Origin of the sequence: Erysipelothrix sp. HDW6B, assembly GCF_011301115.1 — a bacterium.
Lineage (GTDB): Bacteria > Bacillota_I > Bacilli_A > Erysipelotrichales > Erysipelotrichaceae > Erysipelothrix > Erysipelothrix anatis.
Genome location: NZ_CP049860.1, coordinates 1,258,439 through 1,281,156 on the forward strand (window position 1 = coordinate 1,258,439; position 22,718 = coordinate 1,281,156).

Consider the following 22,718-nt stretch of genomic DNA (forward strand, 5'->3'; position numbering starts at 1 on the left):
CCCGTTATTCTACTGTGATTTGACGCAGCTTACTGCCTTTATCAGTCTTCATTATAACAATTTGTTGCGGAATACGCTCTTTAAGTTCAGAAACATGTGAAATAATACCGACAAGCCGATCATTTGATGCTAAGTTTTGTAAGGCATCGACAGCTGATTGAAGAGACTTATCATCCAGTGTTCCGAACCCCTCATCGATAAACATTGCTTCTACACTTACTACACCTGAACTATTTTGAATTACATCCGAAAGCCCCAGGGCCATCGATAACGATGCTTTAAATGATTCGCCACCGGATAAGGATTTTATGCTACGACGTTTCCCCGTCCAATAATCCATGACATCAAGGTCTAACCCTGATTTTTCGCGCTTGTTGCTTGCTATTTCTTGACGAACGAGTTCATATCGCTGAGCAGTCATAATCTTAAAACGCTTATTCGCCTCATGAATAATATATTCAAAATAGGCACTTTGAATGTAATTTTCGAGCGTGATTTTATCTTTTCCTTGAAGTTCACCATTCATGACTCGCGCTAAATCGGACACCGTTTGATATTCGTTTAGGCTTGCCTTGCTCTGCTGATACAACTTTTGAAGACTGTTATGTATTTCATCATGCACTAGATATTCTCGCATGGAACTATTTAGTTGTTGTTGGTTAGTCTCACGGTGAGTTTTATTTTCGTTAATCGCTTCTAAAAGTGCTGGTTTTGACCCGTCTGCAATTGGATTAACTTGCGATCGTAATGCCTTCAGTTCTGTTTCGACATCCCGACTATTTTGATTATAGTTTTGAATTAGCGTTTGTTCCTGTTTGTATGCAGCTTCACTCATTAGATGGTCGTTGTATGTTGCCAAACTATCAAGATGATACTCTCTCAGTAATTGACTTAACGACACGTTCAGCGTTTCTAACGCTTTATCTGTTTGTTGTTTTTGGTCAACATTGTGTTTCATGGTAGTTTGAAGCACGAGTCGATCATTTTGAGTTTTTGTGACCGCAGCATCATAGACGTCTACAAGTGATTCAAGACGTTGTTTCGCTTCCTTGAGCGTTTTTAGATGTGTTTGCGCTTCATTTAATGTATCGAAAGATAGACTGCTTTTAATTGCTGAAAGTTCAGTTTTAAGCGTCGTTTCTTCTGTTCTTTCAGACTGAATTTGCCCCGCTAATGTTTCAAGCGTATGATCCAGTATTTTTTTGTCATCAAGAAGTTGTTGTTTATTCGCGATCTTCGTTTGATAGGTCGAAATTTTACTTTTTAGTGTATTAATTGTAGTAGATTGATCGTTGATTTGTGCAATAAGAGCTTCTAACAATGAATCATTGAATGTATCATAGTCCGGAATTTGGACAAGGCTTGATTCAGAATCATCACGTCGCGTCTTCAAATCCCCCAATTCCGCAAGATGTTTTTGGAATACAGTTTCTTTACTTTGACGAGCTTTAAGGGCGTCTTCAACCGTTTCTTGAGTCACTAAAGCATCATGAAATTCGGCAATGTGTGGGTGCTCTAGCGATCCACAAACAGGACATGGTTCACCATCTTGTAGGTCTTTAGCGATGATTCCGGCTTGATTCATAAAGAATGTCTTTTGAACATCCATGGTTACTTTATTTTGCATCTTTAATCCTTGTTCAACGTCTTGAACCACTTGCTGTTTGGCAGCGAATGAAGTTTTGAGTTGCGTGTTGAGGCGAATCTTTTCAAGCACTGATTCAACATGTTGTTTTTGAGTATTCAATGCTTGTTGGGTATCGTGCGCTTTAATTAGCAAATTTTGTTGATTTACAATTTCTGCTTCGGCAAGTGCAACTTCCTCTAAACGCTTTTGTATCTGTGCATTCTTCAAAGTTGTTTGGTCATATGAAGAAATAAGCTGAGATAATGCAAGCTGCTGTTTATCGAGGTTTGTCTGAAGGGTTTTTAGTGCTTCATATTTGGGCATCAATTGTTCTGATTCTTTCATTGCATAGGATTGATTTTGAATCATGGTGCGGTGTGCATCCATCTCAATTTTTTGTGCCCCTAATGTTTTTATCTTCTCATCTATAATCATTTCTTGGTTAAGAAGATTTTGGTACTCGTTGCTTAAATTTTGTGACGTGTCCGTCGTTTCTTGGTACGATTTGACGATTGGATCGACTGCCGCAACCATTGTATCGTACTGTACTAGGTCCTTTTCTCGTTGAAGAACCTGCGTGCGTTGTTGTTGGAGCGTTTCATGACGTTTCGTCAGTTCATCAATTTGTTGTGTTAGTGCTTCTTGAGTATTAATTCGTGTTAAGCTGTCTTGTAACCCAATCGCTTCCGTTTCTAAACGCTGCGCACGTTGCTCAAGTTCTTTGATTTCTGCTTGGGTAGCTGCAATATATTGACTTAATTGACTTAGCACCATTCGAAGATCAAAACTATCCATATCTGAAGCATCAAAACCTTTGATGCGCATCATTTGGTCATGTGCTAGTTTTTGGATGCTGTCCAACTCTCGTCGAACAAGAAGAGATTGCTCCTTAAGTTTTCTTTGTACTGTATCATAAAGTTGCGTACTAAAAATTTTTCGAAAAATTTTACTTCGGTCAGAACTGCTTGCAGTGAGTAACGACAAAAACTCTCCTTGCGCAATCATAACAATTTGTTTAAATTGTGCTGCATCCATACCTAGCAGACTTTCAATCCTGTTTTTAACATCACTAATGCTATCGAAATGCGTGCCATCTGGCATCGTTAAAAGAACTGTCGGCTCTTGAGTTGTTGTTCCGTCTCCTCTTAGTTTAGGACGTTCATATCGTGGTGTTCGACGAATCGTATACGTTTCGTTAAAATGTTCAAACTCCAAAATTACCGCAGTTTCTATCTCTGCTGGTGCATAGTCACTTCGTAAGGTATCACGTTGGCGCATTGACCCACTCGCATCTTCATACAATGCATAGGAAATAGCGTCAAATATCGTCGTTTTACCAGCACCAGTATCTCCAGATATAACATATAGACCATTCTTAAATTTTGAGAAATCTACTGTTGTCTGTTCTGCATATGGGCCAAAGGCGCTCATTATTAATTTTTTTGGCTTCATGACACATCTCCAATCTCATCTAAAATGGAAACTACTAAGTGCTGTTCCGCATCATTCAAATCACGACCTGTCTGTTGTTCAAAAAAATCATGAACAAGTTCTAGTGGTTTTTTTGACACCACTTCTTCAGCTCGTTGTAATGAACCATTATGTGTACTCAGCTGATTTTGAACTTCTAAGGTTAATGTGTTTGGATAAACACGTTGAAGTCGTGTAATTGCATTATGAACAACGGTTTCATCCGTAATAATCGCATGGATATAGTCTTGCGAAGTTTCAGTTTCTCCAATCTTTATGAGCTCATCAATTGGCCCTTTGATTACGCGAACATCACGCAACGGTTTAAGGGGTATTTGATCATAAACAACAGTATCGTCGACAGTTACTAAGGTTACTGACTTTCGTTGCTGTGCCTCCTCAAATGCATACTTAAGAATTGATCCTGAATATCGAATTGTATCACTACCAATTCGTTGTGGACGATGAATATGTCCCAATGCCACATAATCAAACGCTTCAAGAATTGTAGTATTAATTGCATCGAGACCACCCAGAGTTAGTCCTGTTTCCGATTGAGCTATTTCAGGTTCACTACTTCCACTCACAAAGAATTGATGACCTATCATGACGTTTTTACGATCATTTTTGAGTTCAAGACGATCAAGAACAAATTGATACGCTTCTTGGTAATTTGAACTTTTAAAGTCTTCATAAACATTCGCAACATAGACCGGTTTAATAAACGGAATTGGATAGAAATCGACATTAGCAATCGTTATGGGATTAATCGTAGAGGTCAGATGTGTAATAACGTGAATATTCGTTCTTTCTAAAAGGCGCTTCCCTACCCCTAATCGATCATTAGAATCGTGATTCCCAGATATCACAATCGTTTCTAACTGATGATTGGCTAATTCAACAAGAAACCAATCCCATAGGGAGAAAGCCTCTTCACTGGGACTGTTTTTATCATACACATCTCCGGCGATAATGAGTGCATCAACATGATGACGCTTCGCAATATCCAGTATTTGACGTAAGATGTATTTTTGATCTTCAATTAAAGAAACTTGCATTAAGCGTCTTCCTATATGTAAATCAGCACAATGTAAAAATTTCATGGTTCACCTCGGTTTGTTATCTTTATTGTATCAATGTTTTAATCGTTCTCAAAGGAATAACAGCGAAGTGTCGTATAGTTTTGCTATTTCATCATATTTAGTTAAATTAAGGTCAAAAAAAAGAAAGCAACTAGCTTTCTTTATTGTTGGGTTCGAATACGTCGCGGTACTTGATGTGCTTCCACCAAAGACCATTGTGTTAAAGTATCATCCACAGTTTCTACTTTCAGATAACTATGACGGTCAATTTGTCCTTTTGATTCGAAACTGATAATTTTTTTATCCCCATCTGAGCTTTCAACCTCCAATTGATATTTAAAATTACCATTTGCAAGTTGAGAGATTTCAGCGTGTTCCGTCGATCCATACGCAGTGCGATAGTCTTTTTTGAATTGATCTTTTAGCAAGAACGCGACACCTACGAAAACAACTGCAACAATTAAGATTCTTTTGAAATTTTTGGTCATACCGGTTCTCCTTTATCTACTCCTATCTTACGCACTTTTAAACTTAACTCCCATCGAATTCCAGAACATCTGACTTACAATATTGTCACAAAAAAAAGAAACGACCGTGTCATTTCTTTTTCTCATCAATTTAAAACAACTCACTCACCAAACACATTAAGCCAGGCTTGAAACAACAAGTACGATGAAAATGCCCCTGGATCTGCTGAATTCGCAATTGTGATGACTTGTTCCTCTAATTTATGTTTCTTAGGAATCGCGACTTCTAAAACATCGCTGTCCGCAAAGTGCTGCCACACTTTAAGCATCGGATGGTCACGAGGTGTCTGTCCACGTTTCGCGATCGCCTCATACCCTGTGTGAAACATCACATTTGAAGGATCAAAAGTATGCAATGCCATGGTATTAAATGCTGCTCCATACAAGGGACCACACGCCCCCTCTAACTTCGCAAGCAAGGTCAAACCGACTTGTTTCATAAATTGCGAATGGTCGGAATATGGACGCCGCTCCATCATTTCTAAAACAGCCTTTGACCCCTGTACGATATTAGTGCCATGATCACCATCACCGCTCATTGTATCATAGTGATTTAAAAGTTCTTCGTTATCTTGAATCAATGCATTAAATTCTTGAATCCATAGTTCGTACTGCTCTAATTTCATGATATTTTACACCTTTCTAAATTGATTTTTACCGGATGCATGTGAAGATACATTACTCCACTTATACCGCAACTGAATCATATTCTGTTGTACTTTGCCTTCTACATGCTATACCCGTAGACCTTACAACCGCTTGATGCCATCCATTTATCATCACTTTGCGCGTTTCTAAAGATATTTCAGGGTTCCATTCTGTGTTTGTTATGGGTTGGTTTTGTGCGCGAATATCATCACCAAACACCCCAGTAGCAAAACCAGCTAAGAAAGCCACCCCTACTGCAATCGCCAAATCCTGGTCAATACCTCTAATTTTCGTGCCTGTTAGATTTGCTAACAATTGCATAAGAAAACTATTAGTAGTCATTTGTGAACTTACATTTAGTGTTGTCAATGCGCCACCCCAATCAGTTTGCATTCCCTGAATAATATCGTAGGACTGGTACGCAATTGATTCGAGTGCTGCCCGAATTATATGCTCTCGTTTAGATGCACGGGTCAATCCCAAAATATTTGCTCGAACTGGTCGATTATAACCAATCTGTAGCGCGTTGGTCTGTTTTGGAATCACATAAATACCGAGCGTATCTTCTACTTTCGTGGCAAAAAATTCTAAATCATCAGTTTTTTGAATAATCCCCAAATCTTGATGTAACCAATGATTAACAACGGTGTCTGGGACGGTAGTTCCTTCCAATGCATAGTGAACTTGGTTATTGATACCCATCGCTATTGTTGTATTTAATCCATGATTGCTGCGAATTTGCTTTAATCCTGTATTCAGTATTAGGGAATTCCCTGAGTTATATGTATAACTGTTACTTGATCCTAAAAATGTTTGCCCAAGCAAAGCAGCTTGGTCGTTACCTATGATTCCAGTAATTGGAATTGACGTGTTTTGGATCGTGGCATACCCATACATATCTGAACTATTTTTGACATCTGGAAGCATTTTACGGGGAATATCAAATAATTGAAGTAATGCATCGTCCCATGCACGTGATGTAATGTTAAATAGCATAGTGCGGGCTGCATTAGTTACATCTGTGACATGTATTTTTTCATGCGTTAGCTTATAGACCAGCCACGTATCAACTGTACCAAACAACAACTCTCCTTTTTCAGCACGCAGACGCGCTCCTGGAACATTATCCAATATCCATTTAATTTTTGATGCAGCATAAAGACTGTCAGCAGATAAACCTGTTGACTCGTAAATGTCCTTCAAGTCATTTTTTTTGAGCCGATGTAAAAAAACGTGTGATGTTGAGTCATCGGTTGAAACAATTGCGTTGTATATAGGGACCCCGGTTTTTTTGTCCCAAACAAGTATAGTCTCTCTTTGATTTGCGATTCCAATTGCCTCTATAGACTTTATATCGATGCCCTGAGTCAAAACATCCTTTAACGCTTGCATCTGCGAATCCCAAATTGCTTCTGGACTGAGTTCAACCCTATGCAGATGAGAGTAGATTGGTGATATTTCAACAGATGCAGTTGCCACAATCTCTTTGTTTTGATCAACAACAACTGCTCGTGAATATGTTAGTTCATGATGTAATACAACAATGTTTCGTTCCATAAATCTCCTTTGTTTTATTAATACGATAAGGTAATTTGTTCAGAAGGTTTCATCAAAGTATTATGCATGTCTATCAGTGTAAATGATAGCGCTTCCTTGTTGCCTCATAGTATCATAAATAAGGCATTTGTTTGTGATAGAAGATTTATTCACATAAACTTTACAAAACTATCACATTTATAAAAAACTACATTTTAAAATCATTTTTGATCCTTATATTTATAAAAACAGGCAAAGAAAAGGATGCTTGCGCACCCATAACTTTATTTACATTCATTTTTCTTTATCATTCAGACCGCTTAAATTAGCCAATAATCTAACATTCCATCAATTTTTAATTTAAAGTACTATGTAATGTTTGGTCTAGTATTACGGTTTGAGATATTTTGAAGCCAATATCCAATACAAAGTCCTGCAATCATAAAATTTAACCACCCTAACCCAATTGACGCTAGCGGAACATATGTCTGATATGCGGTAAAAATCGGGCTCAGCAATTGTTGATTTGCAAGTAACGGCAATTGCATCATTGTTTCAAATATAGCTACTACAATCATTATCCCAAGCATGATATTAATCACACGTTTCTTATCTAATAATTTCGCAAAAGCCAAACCCACAATGACATGCATGATTGCTAGAGGATAAATAAAATTTAGAACCGGAATCGATAGCTGAATGATTGCTTCAAGCCCTACATTAGAAACTAAGAAGCCAGCACTAGCGATTACAACCGCCATTAATTCGTAGGATACTTTCGGGATAATCGAGGAAAAGTAACGAGCACAACTCGTTATAAGACCAACGGCTGTTGTGATACATGCAAACGTAATTGTAATCCCAAAAAATATCAGTCCAGCACTCCCAAAATAATAATGAAATAATTGCCCTAATGCAATACCGCCGTTAGAAGCAACAGGTAATACATTTAAAGATGACGATCCAATTAACAGAAGCATTGTATAAATAAAAATCATCGTTCCACCCGAGATCAAAGAAGCATATACAACATCCTTAACGAGTGATGATTGTGATTCTGGGTGGTTTACTTTTGTTGATTGTACGATAACAAACCCAAACGATAGTGCTGCTAGAACGTCCATGGTTTGATACCCCATTTGAAATCCTGTTAGAAATGCTGATGTCTCATAGGTTCCTGAAGGGAGCGTGTTCGATGCACTTCCTAAAGGATTAATCATAAACATGATGAAGAAGACTGCTAGAAAGATTAGAAAAAGTGGATTAATGATCTTTGCAACCCAAACCTCAATTTTAGAGGGTTTAATTGCAATTAATAATGCACCACCAAAAAATAAGAACGAGTAAACAAACATACCTAATTGATGGTTAGCCTGTGGCATTAGTGCTTTAATCGCAACCTCGTAAGGCACTGTTGCTGTTCGAGGCAATGCGAACATTGGTCCGATTGTTAGGAGTAGCAAAATGGTGAACATGCGAGCATATCGCCTTCCATATGGCTGTAGCATATCTTCTAGACTATCTGCTTTTGATCGTCCACAAACAATTACTCCTAGACTTGCCAATCCCACCGCAGTGAGTATGAAACCAAAACTTGATTGAGCAATATTTGAACCTGATAATTGGCCAATATTAACTGGAAAAATCAGATTTCCTGCTCCAAAAAATAAACCAAATAAGAGCGATGCAAGAACTATGCGTGATTTCATCCGTGTTAATACTGTTTGCTTCATAAGAATCTCCTTCAATTTTTCATTATCTTATCGCACATGTAATATGCTTTCAAGCATTTTCTGAATATACTTTCATAATTGACCCCTAATGCATCAAAAATACATGTGCAGACAAAAAAAACAACATTTTCATGTTGTTTGAATTAACTTATTGGCGCGCTCGACAGGAGTTGAACCCATAACCTCTTGAGCCGTAATCAAGTGCTCTATCCAGTTGAGCTACGAGCGCATCACTTAAGGCTTAGTTATAATACCACCAACACCCTAAGAGTGCAACCCATTTCTACCAATTACTTGATTTTTTACAAAATTTAATCACGAATACATTAAACGAAATGTGTTCTTGCTATCCATCCATGCGATACAAAATTCTTGCATTCATTTTCTGATTTCGCTACTATTGGAAATAAGAGGTTTATCATGAAAAATAACAAACATATATTTATTGTATTAACTGCTTTATCATTTATAGCGGCATTTATTAGTGTTTTAGGTATTTTCGAATTCGGAGACATGTTCATCTCATTCATGAGTGGAAATAGTGCACGGCTGGGAATTCATATCGCAAATGGCCCTATTAAAGAAGTCGTCTTTTATACAGGAGCACTTACATTCTTTATATTTGGTGTCTATGTCGCGAATATTCTTGTTCCTACATTAGATGCTTTAGGCATGATTCAAATTATGCTTATCGAATGTGTCTTACTGAGTTTATCTCTTGTCATGGATTCCGTTCATGATTCGCTCCCTAGCTTTCTGTTGCTCACCTTTGCGATGGGAATGCAAAACCGGCTACAATTCGCAATTAATGGGTTAATCTTGGGTAAAGGTTATATGACTGGGGTACTTTATGCAATTGGCACAACGCTTGCTCAATGGACTCGTAAGGAAAAATCAGGCATCGACGTTCTTATTATTGCTTCAACGTGGATAGCCTTTCTAAGTGGTGCAGTATGTGGGGCTCTTAGTCTTTGGGTCGTCGATGATTTCTTCTCCTTAATCTTCCCAATTATTTTCATCATGACATTGGTGCTTTATGTTCGTGCACACTTCGATAGCATTGAAACTTCACTCAATTCAAAATTATAAATTTGAACACTTAAAAAGTCACATTCGAGAATGTGACTTTTTTTTTTAAATGCGGGTGTGAATCGTTTGTTGCGTTTCAAAGGCTTCGAATACTGTTTCGAGAAGCACCATCACGCGCATGACTTCGTCATTCGCAACGTATGGCATTGCAGTCCCCGCCACAACCGCCGCAAAGTTATCGTAAAACGTTGTATCCAATACCAACGGTTCAGGTAGTGGCTTTCGCTCTAATGACGCCTCACGAAGCGGTGCCATCGTTTTTGTGAACCCTGCACCCGCACGAATTGGTTTTGGTGGTACATGATCGACATTAGCGCGCAACAGCACCATTTCGCCATTTCGATTCCAGTCATGGATGACTGCAGTCCCCGTTAACCCTTTGACATACCACCGTGGTAAAGTAATGAAATTAGTTGTTGCAACCTCTATATGTGCTCGAATACCATTTTCAAAAATAAGTTGAGTTACAAATCCATCATCAGAATCATGACCCAAAACAAACGATAAATCGCTAGAAACCGATATAACTGGACTCTTTATCATCATGAGAAGTTGATCAAAGACATGAACACCCCAATCATATACCATTCCACCACCATGGACTGCTTCACAACGCCAATCCCCCGGAATGCCATTGCCACCATGAATTCGTGATTCAATACGGAAGACATCACCAATCTCTTGGTTTTCATATATATTTCGAATAATTAAGTAATCATCATCCCAACGGCGATTTTGGTGAACCATAAATGTGCGCTCCATTGCTTTAGCAACAACCATGATCCGCTCTAAGGAAGCTGCTGTTAATGTAACAGGTTTCTCACAAATAACGTGTTTTCCTGCTTGCAGTGCTTGAATCGCAATATATTCATGATAATCGTTCGGTGTTGCAATAAGAATTGCATCAACGCCATCATCATCGAGTACTGTTTCAAAAGTTTGGTACATAATGAATCCATCCAACCCTGCCTTCTCAAGATTATCTGGGTCCGTATCATAAGCACCGACACATTGAACATGTCGTGTTTGAGAAATTAAATCTTTTGCATGATGACGTCCCATGCCACCATAGCCAATAATTACTAAATTTAACATTGTACACTATCTCTCCTGTGTTAGATTACTTCGAGTGCTTGTCGGTTTCCGAATGCACGATGAATTTTGGGTGCAGGTGCTACCCATTCGACCCCATTTCGTATAATTGATTGAATATGGGGATCGTAGTACGTTGGGTAGGTTTCATGACCTGGTCTAAAATAGAATATTTTGCCATGTCCACGCGTAAATGTGCATGCACTTCGGAAAACTTCGCCCCCTGTAAACCATGATACCATTAAAACATCATCAGGTTTGGGAATATCAAAGAATTCACCATACATTTCTTCATTTTCCAACTCAATATATTCAGGAACGCCACGCATTATAGGGTGAATTGGATCTAGAACCCATAATCGTTCCTTTTCCCCTGCTTCACGCCATTTCAAATCACAACTCGTTCCCATTAGTCGCATAAACAACTTTGACATGTGCCCTGAGTGCAACACAACAAGTCCCATGCCTTTTAAGACCTGATTTTGAAGCATTGTCACGATATCATCTGAGACTTTATCGTGTGCCAAATGTCCCCACCACACCAACACATCCGTATTTTTCAAGATTTCTCGAGATGCTTCAGTATCGTGATTTTCAAGTGTAACCACTGAAATCGTGTTGTCTTCATTCCCAAGTATTTCTGCAAGCACCGCATGGATACCCTCAGGGTACACTGCTTTTACAGCCGCTTGTGTTTGTTCGTGTATAAATTCATTATAAATTGTGATGTTCATTAGACCCACCACATTTCAGAAGATGCATTGTGTATCATGACTGCGTTGGTATTTTTAACTGCACGTGCAAAACCTTCTTCAATTGACATGAGTGGATCTTCGTGCTCAATACTTATTGCACCATCATAGCCATAAATGCGCAAATGACTCATCATGTCTGACCATATTTTTAAGTCGTGACCGCATCCAACACTTCTAAATGTCCAAGCTCGTGTCGTAACATCACCATACGGTTGCATATCTGTCACACCGTACATATTAATGTTGTCTTGATCCATATAAATGTCTTTGGCATGGAAGTGCACAATAGCATCTTCGCGAGCGAGAATTTTAATCGCTGCCACTGGATCTATACCTTGCCACCACATATGCGACGGGTCAAAGTTTACCCCAATATATTCAGATGTTGCATGGCGTAGTTTCAATGCCGTATAGGGACTGTGAACCGAAAATCCGCCATGCATTTCAATACCTATCTTAACATCTAGGGATTCTGCTAATTGTGCAATGTCTTTCCAATACGGAATTACTTGAGTTTCCCATTGCCAATCGTAGATCTTTCGATACTCAGTTGGCCATGATAGCGTTGGCCAGTTTGGATAGGTTGCAGTTTCGCTATCGCCTGGGATTCCTGAAAATGTGTTCACAACAGGAACGCCAAGAAGATGGGCAAGTTGCAACGTGTCACGAAGTGTTTTATCGGCCAATTCTGCCTCTTCCCGATTTGGAGAAAGTGGATTGTTATGACAGCTTAAGGCACTAATTGTGATATTGTGATCCGCAAACTTTTGAAGATAATCTTGACGCGCCTCTTCACTTTCTAAAAGAAGATTAACAGGACAGTGATGACTTCCTGGATTACCACCGCTTCCAATTTCCAATATACTTAATCCAGCTTGTTGAGCACGAATCAGAAGTTCATCTAATGATAAATTTGCAAAAAGTGGTGTAAATACGCCTAATTTCATTGTGTTTCCTCCTCAAAATATACAGGTTTACCTGTGCTTGCTGATGTATAGATAGCTTCAAGTATTTCAGTTACAATCAACGCTTCATATGGATCAACGACCGGTGGTGTATCCATAGTGATAGCATCAATCCATGCACGCGCTTCTAGATATCCCGGCTCTGTTCCTTTACTATCGTAGAAATCAACGCCGCCGATTTCAAAATCAATATTTTTTTGGTAAAGGGCTCCATGTTCCTCACCATTGAGGCGTAACCCTTGTTCCATATCTGCACCCATTTTGGTTCCATAAAGAGATGTTTTTGCCTCTCCAACATCCAATGTGTTCAAAGCCCAACTCGATTCCAGGATAATGGTTGCACCATTCTCCATAACAACGAACCCAAATGCCGAATCCTCAACTGTAAATTGGGCTGGATCCCATGATCCCCAGGCATTCGCAGTATTGGGTGTTTGACTTAGTTCATGATAGGTTGTTCCGACTGCATACTTTGGCTTATAGTTATTCATCGTCCACAACGTTAAATCAAGCGCATGCGTTCCAATGTCGATCAGCGGTCCGCCGCCTTGCGCTTCCTCATCTAAGAATACACCCCAAGTTGGAACAGCGCGACGTCGGATTGCTTTGGCTTTCCCCAGATAGATATGTCCCAATTGATTTTCTTGTGCAATCTTTTTTAAGAACATGGAATCACTTCGAAAACGATTCTGATAGCCGACTGTTAATTTCTTATCGTTACGCTTTGCTGCAGCAATCATTTCACGAGCCTCAGATGCGTATTTAGCCATTGGCTTCTCGCACATAACATGTTTTTTGTGATCCAGCGCTGCAATTGTGATGGTTGCATGGGTATTGTTTGGTGTTAAAACATGAACAACATCCAATGGCTCTGACAATAAATCTAAATAATCGGTGTATACACGTGCATTGGATGTACCATATTCGTCTTTTGCTTTAGTAGCACGCTCGATGTCTAGATCACAAAACGCGACAAGGTCCACATCATCCAGCAATTTTAGATTGGGTAAATGCTTCCCAAAAGCAATACCACCACAACCGATAATACCTATTTTAATCATAATTCGCTCCTTTTGATCGCTGATTCTTCGACACGATCTTGAATATTTTTTCGATACTGTAAGGGACTATCCATTACATGTTTGCGAAACACGCTATGAAAGGTCTTAACACTCTGAAATCCCGACTCAAATGCAACCTCAGAAATACTCCAGTCTGTTGTAACTAAATACCATTTAGCGCGATTGACTCGGAATTCATTCAGAAACTCTACAAAAGTTTGACCGGTATGCTTTTTAAAAAATCGCGTAAAGTAATAACTGTTATAACCAATATGATCCGAAACACGCTCCAGAGAAATATCGTGGTCATAATGGGTCTCGATGTAACGGTAGACACGATTTAATTTATCCAAAACATCTTGATTCTTGATACTTGGTGCCAATATATCCGAACCACTTTGTTTTAACGGAAAGTTTCGAAACGTCTTGACATAAAATCCGTAGAGTAATTCTTGGATGCGAAATCGATATGCAATATCTTTAGACCCAATTTCATGCCCAATTGTGGCAATAAAATGATAAATTTGTTCGCGAATCGTTTGATCCCAATGAATACTATACGGTTCAATTAAGTTCAGATGTTTAACGAGATCACTGGCAGATGTTTCATGAGTGAAAAACGTTGGATCAATTTGCACTACCAAACGGACGCTTCCTGGTGAACTCAGAAAATAATGACTTATTCCACTATTAACGATATAAATATCTCCTTTTTCAAGGGTAAAGACGTGTTCTTCGACACCTAAGTTAAGGATTCCTTCTTGAACATAAATGAGCTCAATTTCTTGATGCCAATGTGGTGCAGTTAAGACACGTCCTTCGTGACGGTAATACATAACCGGCAGGTCGTGTTCAAAGATTGGACGTTCTAAATATTTAATCATGCTATCCCTCACTTCTATGTTTATCATACACCACCAAGTAAGCGGATACATCACACTTCGTTACACATTTGTCTTATATATTGACTTTTTTAGGCAAAGTGCCAAAATTGGATATCCGTGAAATTGCAGTTGTATCTCAAAGAAATAGGTTTATAATTTTACGTAAGAGATTGGAGTAACATATGAAAACTATTAAAGATTATGGCATGGGAATTGGACTCTCTATTGTCATTTGCGGACTCGCATATTTAGGCGCCCAATTTATCCCTAAAATTGGAGCTGCAACACTTGCCATCCTACTGGGTATCGCTTTGGGTAACACGTTGTTTAAACAAAATATATGGGAGCGTGGAACAGGTTTTACTGAAAAACGTTTCTTAGAGGTGTCGATTGTATTGCTTGGCCTCTCGGTAACAACTCAGACCTTGATTGATCTTGGAATTAATGCATTCCTCTTCGTTGTAATTTTAATGGCATTAACGTTGGCGTTTGTTTACTTTTTAGCACAGAAAATGGGCTTCAGTAAGAACTTCGCCATTCTTATGGCAAGTGGGAATGCAGTCTGTGGTTCAAGCGCCATTGCGTCGGTCGCGCCAAGCATTCAGGCTTCACGTGATGATAAAGGTTCTTCGATTACAATTACCAATCTATTGGGAACCATCTTAATGCTAGGGCTACCAATCATTGCGACAACCCTTTTTACCAGTGATACACAAATTGGCGCGCTTCTTGGAGGAACCATTCAATCCGTTGGACAAGTAGCTGGTGCTGCAAGCAGTATTAGCAAACCTGTCTTCGAGTATGCTATGATTTTCAAAATAATTCGAGTCTTAATGCTTGTCTTTGTAGTTTTACTTTGGGGCTATGTTGCTGGTAAAGATGAACCATCGAATTCCCAAAAAGTTGAACGCAAATTTTCACAATTTGTTCCATGGTATATTCTTGGCTTTATCGTCGTATGTATCTTAAATTCAATGGCACTGGTTCCAGTCGAAATTGCACAACCACTCAGTAATGTCAGCACCTTTTTGGAAGTTTCTGCACTTGCGGCTATCGGATTGCGGCTGAATATACGCGTTCTTATCCAAAGCGGTCGTCAATTAATCATGTTAGCAGTCGCAATTGGTATTTTTCAAATCCTTGCCGCTTCTGCACTGATCGCTATTCTTCTTTAAAGTTATCACAACAAAAAAAACACACCTTGATCCAAAACAAGGCGTGTTTTTTTAGTATTGCAGTTGTGCCATAATTGTTGTTAAACGATCATGCATTGGTACATCATAAGGACTGTGACCTGCGGACTCAACAATGTGTAGCTCGCTTCCCGATAAAGCCTCGTAAAGCTCATATGCTGCACTCACTCGACAATCTACATCATAGCGACCATGAACAATAAACGTTGGAATGTGTGCAATCTGTGCACTGTGATTTAGAATTGTATTGTCATCATTCCAAAACATTTTATTTGCGAAAAAGTGACATTCTAGTGTCGCAAGACTAATATCTGCATCCGTGATTGGGTCAGTTTGAACAGAAAGATCTGGCACAAGACGTACCAGCGAACCTTCCCATCGGGACCATGCAAAAGCAGCACGTCGTTTTAGGTCAACATCATCTCCAGTGAATATTTCATAGTAGGCACTCACAAGGTCATGACGTTTTGATGGTTCGATCATCTTTTTAAACCCTTCGTGCTCTATTGGGTAGAAATATGAAGCACCCTCTTGATATAACCATGCGACATCTTCTTCACGACCTAAGAAAATTCCTCTTAAAACCAATGCTTTTACTGCATCTGGATATGCAATTGCATAAAGCAAAGCAAGGGTTGAACCATAACTACCGCCAAACACTGTCCATTTTGAAATCCCTAAAGTATGAGCAATACGTGCGATATCCGCTACACCTGCTTGAGGTGTATTATTTTCTAATGTTGCGAACGGTTTTGAGTTCCCACACCCCCGTTGATCAAATGCGATAACAAACCACTCATTTAAATCAAAAAACGAAAATGACGCCTCTGAAATACGTCCACCTGGACCACCATGCAAAAAAATCACTGCAGGTTTTTCAGGGTTCCCCTTTATATAAACTGCTAATTCTTGACCATCCTCAGTTGTAATATATTGTGTTGGTTCCATAAATTCTCCTTAATAAAATTATTGTAGCACATTCTCAGACTAATACGCCTTATCGCCAACGAATCAAGCGCATTTCAACATAATCAATAAGAATAAAGACGAGTAATCCAAAAATACTGAGCAAAAGAATACCGGCGTACATATCTTTATATTGAACCATCATCCACGAATTCATAATGGTATAACCCATACCATAAGTTGTCGCATAGTTCTCTGCAAAAAATAGAACAGCAATGCTCATTCCAAATGCATTTCTACTAGCAGTCAGAATATTGGGAAGTATAGCGGGCAAGTATACGCTTTTAAACATACTACCTTTCGGTAATTTCATGATTTTTGCAGCTTTAAGAATGTCATTATCAATTGCTTCAACTGCATCCACTGTCGCAATCAAAAATTGAAAAATAATGATGCTTACAATTAATAGAATCTTAGAAAAGTCTTTAATGCCAAATAGAAGCATAAAGACTGGTAAAAAGGCTATTTTAGGAATTGGATACAACGTATAGACTAACGGATTAAGAATCTTTTTAACCAATGGAACAACGCCCATCGTAAGACCGATTAAAACACCTAAAATCAATGCGACACTCATACTGATTAGAATTCGATAGCCACTCACCAGAAGATGGGGAACAAATTTATTGAAATTCCGTATCGATATCATGATAATTGTGTTCGGATTTGGAAACAATGCTGTTTGAAATATGACATGAAAGAGCCACGCCACTGCATAGATAAACAATCCTGAAACAAAAATATACTTAACGTGTTTTCGCATCAAATAAACCTCGCAATTCTAGACAGACTTCATAGAAACGAATATCTTGACGGGCATCTTCTAAATCATAAATCGGGTTATCAAACTCGTGCACAATTTCTCCCTGATCCATAATTAAAATTCGTTTACCAAGGAAAATTGCTTCCTCAATATTATGCGTTACAATGATTTGAGTCATGCTTTTTTGTAATGTTTTGAGGATTGCCTGTATTGTTTCCGCGTGTTGTGTATCCAGCGATGATGTTGCCTCATCCACAAGCAATAAATCAGGGTGGATACTGAGTGCTCGTGCAATCGCAACCCTTTGTTTCTGCCCTCCTGATAGTTGACTCGGATAGCGATCCATATACGCTTGAATTCCTAAGTCATTACTTTGCTGTTGGGCTTCTGTTTCCATGTTTATATTCGGATAAGCGCGCATTGCCAACATGATGTTCTGTTTCACAGTCAACCACGGCATTAACCCAAAATTTTGAAATATCATTGCGGGGCGCTGTGCTACCACTTTTATTGATCCTGCATCTGTTTTTATAATATTTCCTATTAAATTTAGAAGTGTTGTCTTCCCACATCCAGATTTTCCGAGCAATACAATTGCTTCTCCATACGCCACTTGAAGATTTATATTTTTTAGTACACGTTCTTGATTATAGGCGTAATTCAATTTTTGAATTGTAATCATTGGACAAACTGTGCATCTACCATGCTGTCATAATCCACAGTTACAATTGTGTTAAGCACGTTTTGACTCCATGTCGCAAGTTTCTCTAAATATTCTTTAGAAGGTACGCGAATGACTTGATACTGTGGCAATACAATGTCTTGTTCAATCTCCGGTTTTAAACCTAAACGATTAACTAAGATTGATCGTACACCAGCCTCATCATTTGCCATTGCAGTCACCGCTTGATTGTACCCTTGATGAAATGTTTGAATCGCATCGTGTTTCTCCGCAATTGCTTTATCAGTAAATACAATGACATTAGGACTGAAACTATCATTAACTTTTATTGCTGTTTTCGTAAGACCATTCAAAACTCCCATAGATGCAACGGGTTCTGGTATAACCGCAACATCGACATTGCCCGAACCAATCATTTCTAATCGTGCAGGAATATCATTGATGTATATCTTCTCAACGCTTTTACCAGCTAACGCTTGATCCGTCAAATAGTTTGTCACACTCACTTCCATTAATGCTGCTTTTAAGTGCTCAGCATCCAAACGATTAGGGTCTTTGGCCAAAAGTAAAAAACTGGTATCCGTAGACATGGTGATTTTCATATCGAATCCTGCATTAACATTTTGCATCAAGGCAATAACGTCCGTTAATGCGCCATCAATTTGATGGCTTTGAAGTGCACTTTGGCGTTCCATCGCATTCTGATAGATATCAACATTAACTTCTAAATTTAATCCATCAAAGATTCCTTTTTCTTGAGCATAGAGAATAGGTGCGGCGTCAACTGCCGGCATCATTCCCAAGTTTAAAACTACATTATCTGGTTTTTTCGCACTGCATCCTCCTAGAACGATTGCGAATACTACAACAACTCCTAAAATGACTGTTTTTTTCATAGGTTCCCTCTTTCCCTTTTAGTTTAAACGAAATCACTCAAATATAAAGCCTATCCGCTACATCAGTACCGATTTCTAATACCCATAAAATTTAGTTCGTTTCGTTTTGACGACGGCTTGTCGAAATGCGAAGTTATCCTCACAAAGTTGATCACCTTACTTCTGTTTCATCGATTTAACATAACGGCGATGTTGATAGTGCCGTATCCATGACATACGATTATATTTTTTTAAAGAACGTTTCATTTGTCGTACGTCTTTTCGACTTAAAACACGTTTCCGTTTCGCAAATGCTTTCGATAAGTTTTTCAATAAGACGGTATTACCGGCATCAGTTTCCAGTGTACTTTGAGGATGGGTAAAAACAATATAGGACTCAACTGTATTCAGATGGAAAAAATCCCTTAACGCATCACGATGATAGATGTTTTGAATTTGCGGATTTCGAAATTGTGTAAGTGTACCGTTTTGATATCGACGATTCCATGAAGAAGCATCTTTTTTCCCTTGTATTGCCCCTGCATAATACTTCACTTCGAAGATATAGACACCAAACTTAGAAATCGACAGAACATCAATTTCTCGGATTCCCTGATTTTTTGCGATAGGAACATACGTTCGCATAAATGTAGCTCCAGCAAGATTTCGTTTAACTTCAGCAAAAACAGCATATTCAGCACGGATACTGGAATCTTTATGTTTTTTATAAAGTATTTTATATTTTAGATTACGTAGAAAGTTTGACATAATTGGCTCCGATATTAGTTTGTTTCTTTATTATAGATTAAATGGCCATAAGACTCCACCTTGCAAAAAATTCGAAGTATCAATTATTTTTCATCAATCCAACTTCCTGTTTGAAATTTAATACACAACTTGTTAGAATATAAACATTACGCTTTTCTTTCGTATAAACAGGAGGTTCTTATGAACTTAGAAAATTTTACAGTCAATGATTTAGATGCATACATTGCACTCGCATCCGAATTTCACAGTGGTCCAGCATCTTTTACACCACCGAACATTTCTGTGTTTACTCGTAACTTTGAATATATCTTAAATAGTTCGGATGCTTATGGATGGTTTATTAAAGTTGATGGTACCATTGCTGGGTATGTTTTATGCTCTCGAATGTTTTCAACAGAAATCGGAGCACCTCAACTATGGATTGAGGAATTGAGTATTTTAGATTCCCATCAGGGACAGGGTCTTGGATCTGCAGTTCTTGACCAACTTCAAGATATGTTCCCAAATGTGCAACGGTTCCGACTCGAGGTTGCACCTGCAAATGAATCTGCAAAACGTTTATACAAACGTAAAGGTTACGACTTCATTGCCTACGAACAAATGATTATCGATCGTAAATAAACTCCCTTGGGAGTTTTTTTGTTACATCTTTGTAAGGATTTCGTTATTGTTATCGATGGCAGTTATGATACAAATTGGTATGGTAATTACGTGAGGTGTTCTATGAAACGAAAAATCGTTGCCCTATTCTTTTTTATGATTATCTGTTATAGCATCATTTACAGTGCCATTCAGTTAGTTTCCATTTTCTCATAAAAAAAACAGCCCTTTCACTAGAAAGGGTTGTTTTGAGCAGCCAATTGATTAATAAATGCCAGTTGCAATTCTGGATTTGTAATTTCTTGAGCTGCAATGTCAAGAATTGTTTCTATTTTCACTTCTTTTTTTGATGCCTGCGTTTTATTATTTTTTGATAAATCTAATGTCATGAATGTCATGGTGTATCCCTCCTATTATAATGTATTGCTAAGTGCTGTATAGAAACTCTCAACTTGGTCTTTATCAAGATTTGCACTTTCCGCAATATCAAACAATGTCATGTCAGGTTTTGGTGTAGCCGGTTTCTTACCAGCAAGTTTTGTGATAAGTGTTGATGTTAAAGTTACGATGGTCATAATGTTTCTCCTTGTGGTATGAATTACCTTTTGTATACATAGTATACCTCGGGCGAATCTTACGAGCCATCGAACTTAATGACACCTGTCTTACAGCTTTGTCATTTAATTTACATTAAAACTTGCTTTCTGAGAAAACTGCGTTATAATAGTACAAAATAAAGCGTTGACGAGGATATGTTTCGTTGGGAACTGCTATTAGCGAGATGACAGATGGTGAAAGGTCATTAAGTAAGCCCACTGTAAATAACCCCTCTGAGCAATTTTCCTGAACGTTGAACTAGGGAAAATCGGGTGTAGTCCGTTATCTTACTACACGATTTGATAGAATCGTAAAGTGATCATAATTATGATAATTTGGGTGGTACCGCGGAACACAGCATTTCGTCCCTTTGGGATATAATGCTGTTTTTTTATACCAAGGAGGACCTAAGATGTCATTACATTCACTTAAATCACTACATACTTTAGAACATGGGACACCTGTTCACGTTGCGGGATGGGTGCGTACAACACGCCAATCTCGCTCTATTCTCTTTATCGAAATCCATGATGGATCACAGTTTGCAACGACTCAATGTGTCATCGATGCAGATCATTCACAGTATTCTGTAATTTCCAAGCTTACAATTGGGAGCAGTGTTCGAATCCATGGTCAATTGAAAACTGGGCTTACAGGCAAACATAAACATGAAATTGCAATTGACACCATTATCGTTGAAGGCATGGCTGACAGTGATTATCCACTTCAAAAGAAACGCCACAGTTTTGAGTTTCTCCGAACGATTCCACATCTTCGCCCACGATCTAACACTTTTTATGCTGTATTTAAGACTCGTTCAATCCTTACACAAGGGATGCACAAATACTTAGAATCTCAAGATGTCACTTATATACAAGCGCCGGCAATCACGACGACTGATGCTGAAGGTGGTGGAGATGTTTTCCGAATCAGTACCTTAGACCCTACACAACCTCATCAAGACTTTAAAGACGATATTTTTAAACAAGAAGCATTTTTAAACGTCACAGGCCAAATTCACATTGAACCATTCATCCAAGCATTTCAAAGAGTATATACTTTTGGACCATCATTTCGTGCAGAGAAGTCAAATACATCTCGACATGTATCTGAATTTTGGCAGGTGGAACCTGAGTTGGCTTACGTTGATCTTGTGGGATTAATGGACTTCATTGAATCAATGTCTAACGCAATGATTCAATATGTTCTTGATCATGCCTCAGAAGAACTTGCTTTCTTTGACGAATTCATCGAGAAAGGGCTTATCAAAAAATTACAACAAACAGTATCTGAACCCTACGGACGAATTTCGTACTCACAAGCAATCCAGTTACTTGTTGATACAGATCATGCTTTTACAGTTAATCCAACTTGGGAAACCGGGATCCAAAGTGAACATGAACATTATTTAACCGATGTTATCTTTAAAAAGCCTGTATTCGTTACAGATTATCCAAAAGATCAAAAAGCCTTTTATATGAAACTCAACGACGATCAAGTTACAGTTGCGGCCACTGACCTGCTTTTCCCTAAAATTGGAGAAATAGTAGGCGCTAGTGAGCGTGAGACACGTCTTGACGTGTTGCAAGAGCGTATCAAAGCCCATGATCTTGATGAACAGTTGTACACATGGTACCTTGACACACGCCGTTACGGGACAGTTGAGCACAGTGGGTTTGGACTTGGAATCGAACGTTTTATGCGTTACATCACCGGGATGGACAACATTCGTGATGTAATTCCCTATCCACGAACACCGGGTTCTGCAGATTTCTAATCATAAAACCGCCGATTATCATGTATAA

General features: G+C 38.6%; 22 protein-coding genes, 1 tRNA gene and 1 other annotated feature. Of the genes, 4 read left to right on the plus strand and 19 right to left on the minus strand.

Annotated elements, in window-relative coordinates:
* Positions 1–4: 4 nt before the first annotated feature.
* The 7 genes from G7061_RS06180 to G7061_RS06210 form a co-directional block, all read right to left on the minus strand.
* Positions 5–3,079, minus strand: coding sequence for an AAA family ATPase (locus G7061_RS06180; protein ID WP_166119744.1), 3,075 nt, complete (start codon positions 3,077–3,079; stop codon positions 5–7).
* A complete protein-coding gene (locus tag G7061_RS06185) occupies positions 3,076–4,200 on the minus strand; it encodes an exonuclease SbcCD subunit D (RefSeq protein WP_159640618.1) in 1,125 nt (374 codons plus the stop codon). Before G7061_RS06185 ends, G7061_RS06180 begins: the two co-directional genes overlap by 4 nt.
* A gap of 140 nt (positions 4,201–4,340) precedes the next feature.
* Positions 4,341–4,667, minus strand: coding sequence for a DUF1093 domain-containing protein (locus G7061_RS06190; protein WP_159646264.1), 327 nt, complete (start codon positions 4,665–4,667; stop codon positions 4,341–4,343).
* Positions 4,668–4,807: 140 nt separating this feature from the next.
* A complete protein-coding gene (locus tag G7061_RS06195) occupies positions 4,808–5,332 on the minus strand; it encodes a DAK2 domain-containing protein (RefSeq protein WP_166119747.1) in 525 nt (174 codons plus the stop codon).
* A 61-nt stretch (positions 5,333–5,393) separates the two neighbouring features.
* Positions 5,394–6,911, minus strand: a complete 1,518-nt coding sequence (locus G7061_RS06200; protein ID WP_166119750.1) for an FGGY family carbohydrate kinase — start codon at positions 6,909–6,911, stop codon at positions 5,394–5,396.
* Between the two features lie 347 nt (positions 6,912–7,258).
* On the minus strand, positions 7,259–8,623 hold the full coding sequence (gene brnQ, locus G7061_RS06205; protein ID WP_166119754.1) for a branched-chain amino acid transport system II carrier protein: 1,365 nt from the start codon (positions 8,621–8,623) through the stop codon (positions 7,259–7,261).
* Between the two features lie 152 nt (positions 8,624–8,775).
* Positions 8,776–8,852, minus strand: a tRNA-Arg gene (locus G7061_RS06210).
* Positions 8,853–9,043: 191 nt separating this feature from the next.
* On the opposite strand from G7061_RS06210, the gene G7061_RS06215 reads away from it, so the two are divergent.
* Positions 9,044–9,712: a YoaK family protein gene (locus G7061_RS06215; RefSeq protein ID WP_159646278.1), complete on the plus strand. Its 669-nt coding sequence runs from the start codon at positions 9,044–9,046 to the stop codon at positions 9,710–9,712.
* A gap of 45 nt (positions 9,713–9,757) precedes the next feature.
* On the opposite strand, the gene G7061_RS06220 is transcribed toward G7061_RS06215, so the two are convergent.
* From G7061_RS06220 to G7061_RS06240, 5 genes are read right to left on the minus strand one after another with little or no spacing between them, the layout of a single operon-like run.
* Positions 9,758–10,807: a Gfo/Idh/MocA family protein gene (locus G7061_RS06220; protein ID WP_166119757.1), complete on the minus strand. Its 1,050-nt coding sequence runs from the start codon at positions 10,805–10,807 to the stop codon at positions 9,758–9,760.
* 20 nt (positions 10,808–10,827) lie between these two features.
* Positions 10,828–11,538 (minus strand): ThuA domain-containing protein, encoded by a 711-nt coding sequence (locus G7061_RS06225; protein ID WP_166119760.1) that lies wholly within the window; start codon positions 11,536–11,538, stop codon positions 10,828–10,830.
* Positions 11,538–12,506 carry a sugar phosphate isomerase/epimerase gene (locus G7061_RS06230; protein WP_166119763.1) on the minus strand — a complete coding sequence of 323 codons (969 nt, stop codon included), beginning with the start codon at positions 12,504–12,506 and terminating at the stop codon, positions 11,538–11,540. The genes G7061_RS06225 and G7061_RS06230 overlap by 1 nt, the downstream gene beginning before the upstream one ends.
* A complete protein-coding gene (locus tag G7061_RS06235) occupies positions 12,503–13,585 on the minus strand; it encodes a Gfo/Idh/MocA family protein (RefSeq protein WP_240914408.1) in 1,083 nt (360 codons plus the stop codon). Before G7061_RS06235 ends, G7061_RS06230 begins: the two co-directional genes overlap by 4 nt.
* Complete coding sequence (locus tag G7061_RS06240; RefSeq protein ID WP_159640591.1) at positions 13,582–14,469, minus strand: AraC family transcriptional regulator; 888 nt, start codon at positions 14,467–14,469, stop codon at positions 13,582–13,584. Before G7061_RS06240 ends, G7061_RS06235 begins: the two co-directional genes overlap by 4 nt.
* Before the next feature lie 182 nt (positions 14,470–14,651).
* Between G7061_RS06240 and G7061_RS06245 the strand changes: the two genes are divergently transcribed.
* Entirely contained in the window at positions 14,652–15,644 is a 993-nt protein-coding gene (locus G7061_RS06245; RefSeq protein ID WP_166119768.1) for a YeiH family protein, read from the plus strand.
* Between the two features lie 51 nt (positions 15,645–15,695).
* Here G7061_RS06245 and pip read toward each other — a convergent pair whose 3' ends face one another.
* From pip to G7061_RS06270, 5 genes are all read right to left on the minus strand, one after another.
* Entirely contained in the window at positions 15,696–16,610 is a 915-nt protein-coding gene (gene pip, locus G7061_RS06250; protein ID WP_166119773.1) for a prolyl aminopeptidase, read from the minus strand.
* Positions 16,611–16,659: 49 nt separating this feature from the next.
* Complete coding sequence (locus tag G7061_RS06255; RefSeq protein ID WP_166119780.1) at positions 16,660–17,391, minus strand: ABC transporter permease; 732 nt, start codon at positions 17,389–17,391, stop codon at positions 16,660–16,662.
* Positions 17,375–18,073 (minus strand): ABC transporter ATP-binding protein, encoded by a 699-nt coding sequence (locus G7061_RS06260; protein ID WP_159640579.1) that lies wholly within the window; start codon positions 18,071–18,073, stop codon positions 17,375–17,377. Before G7061_RS06260 ends, G7061_RS06255 begins: the two co-directional genes overlap by 17 nt.
* Positions 18,070–18,969, minus strand: a complete 900-nt coding sequence (locus G7061_RS06265; protein WP_166119785.1) for an ABC transporter substrate-binding protein — start codon at positions 18,967–18,969, stop codon at positions 18,070–18,072. Before G7061_RS06265 ends, G7061_RS06260 begins: the two co-directional genes overlap by 4 nt.
* A 156-nt stretch (positions 18,970–19,125) precedes the next feature.
* On the minus strand, positions 19,126–19,716 hold the full coding sequence (locus G7061_RS06270; RefSeq protein WP_166119789.1) for a nuclease-related domain-containing protein: 591 nt from the start codon (positions 19,714–19,716) through the stop codon (positions 19,126–19,128).
* A 180-nt stretch (positions 19,717–19,896) separates the two neighbouring features.
* On the opposite strand from G7061_RS06270, the gene G7061_RS06275 reads away from it, so the two are divergent.
* On the plus strand, positions 19,897–20,337 hold the full coding sequence (locus G7061_RS06275; RefSeq protein WP_159640569.1) for a GNAT family N-acetyltransferase: 441 nt from the start codon (positions 19,897–19,899) through the stop codon (positions 20,335–20,337).
* A gap of 212 nt (positions 20,338–20,549) precedes the next feature.
* On the opposite strand, the gene G7061_RS06280 is transcribed toward G7061_RS06275, so the two are convergent.
* On the minus strand, positions 20,550–20,714 hold the full coding sequence (locus G7061_RS06280; protein ID WP_159640566.1) for a hypothetical protein: 165 nt from the start codon (positions 20,712–20,714) through the stop codon (positions 20,550–20,552).
* A 15-nt stretch (positions 20,715–20,729) separates the two neighbouring features.
* The gene (locus G7061_RS06285; protein ID WP_166082749.1) at positions 20,730–20,891 is read right to left on the minus strand and encodes a hypothetical protein; all 162 of its coding nucleotides are present in this window, start codon (positions 20,889–20,891) and stop codon (positions 20,730–20,732) included.
* A gap of 157 nt (positions 20,892–21,048) precedes the next feature.
* Positions 21,049–21,286 (plus strand) — a binding site (T-box leader).
* Positions 21,287–21,325: 39 nt separating this feature from the next.
* Between G7061_RS06285 and asnS the strand changes: the two genes are divergently transcribed.
* Positions 21,326–22,690, plus strand: a complete 1,365-nt coding sequence (gene asnS, locus G7061_RS06290; protein ID WP_166119794.1) for an asparagine--tRNA ligase — start codon at positions 21,326–21,328, stop codon at positions 22,688–22,690.
* Positions 22,691–22,718: the final 28 nt, after the last annotated feature.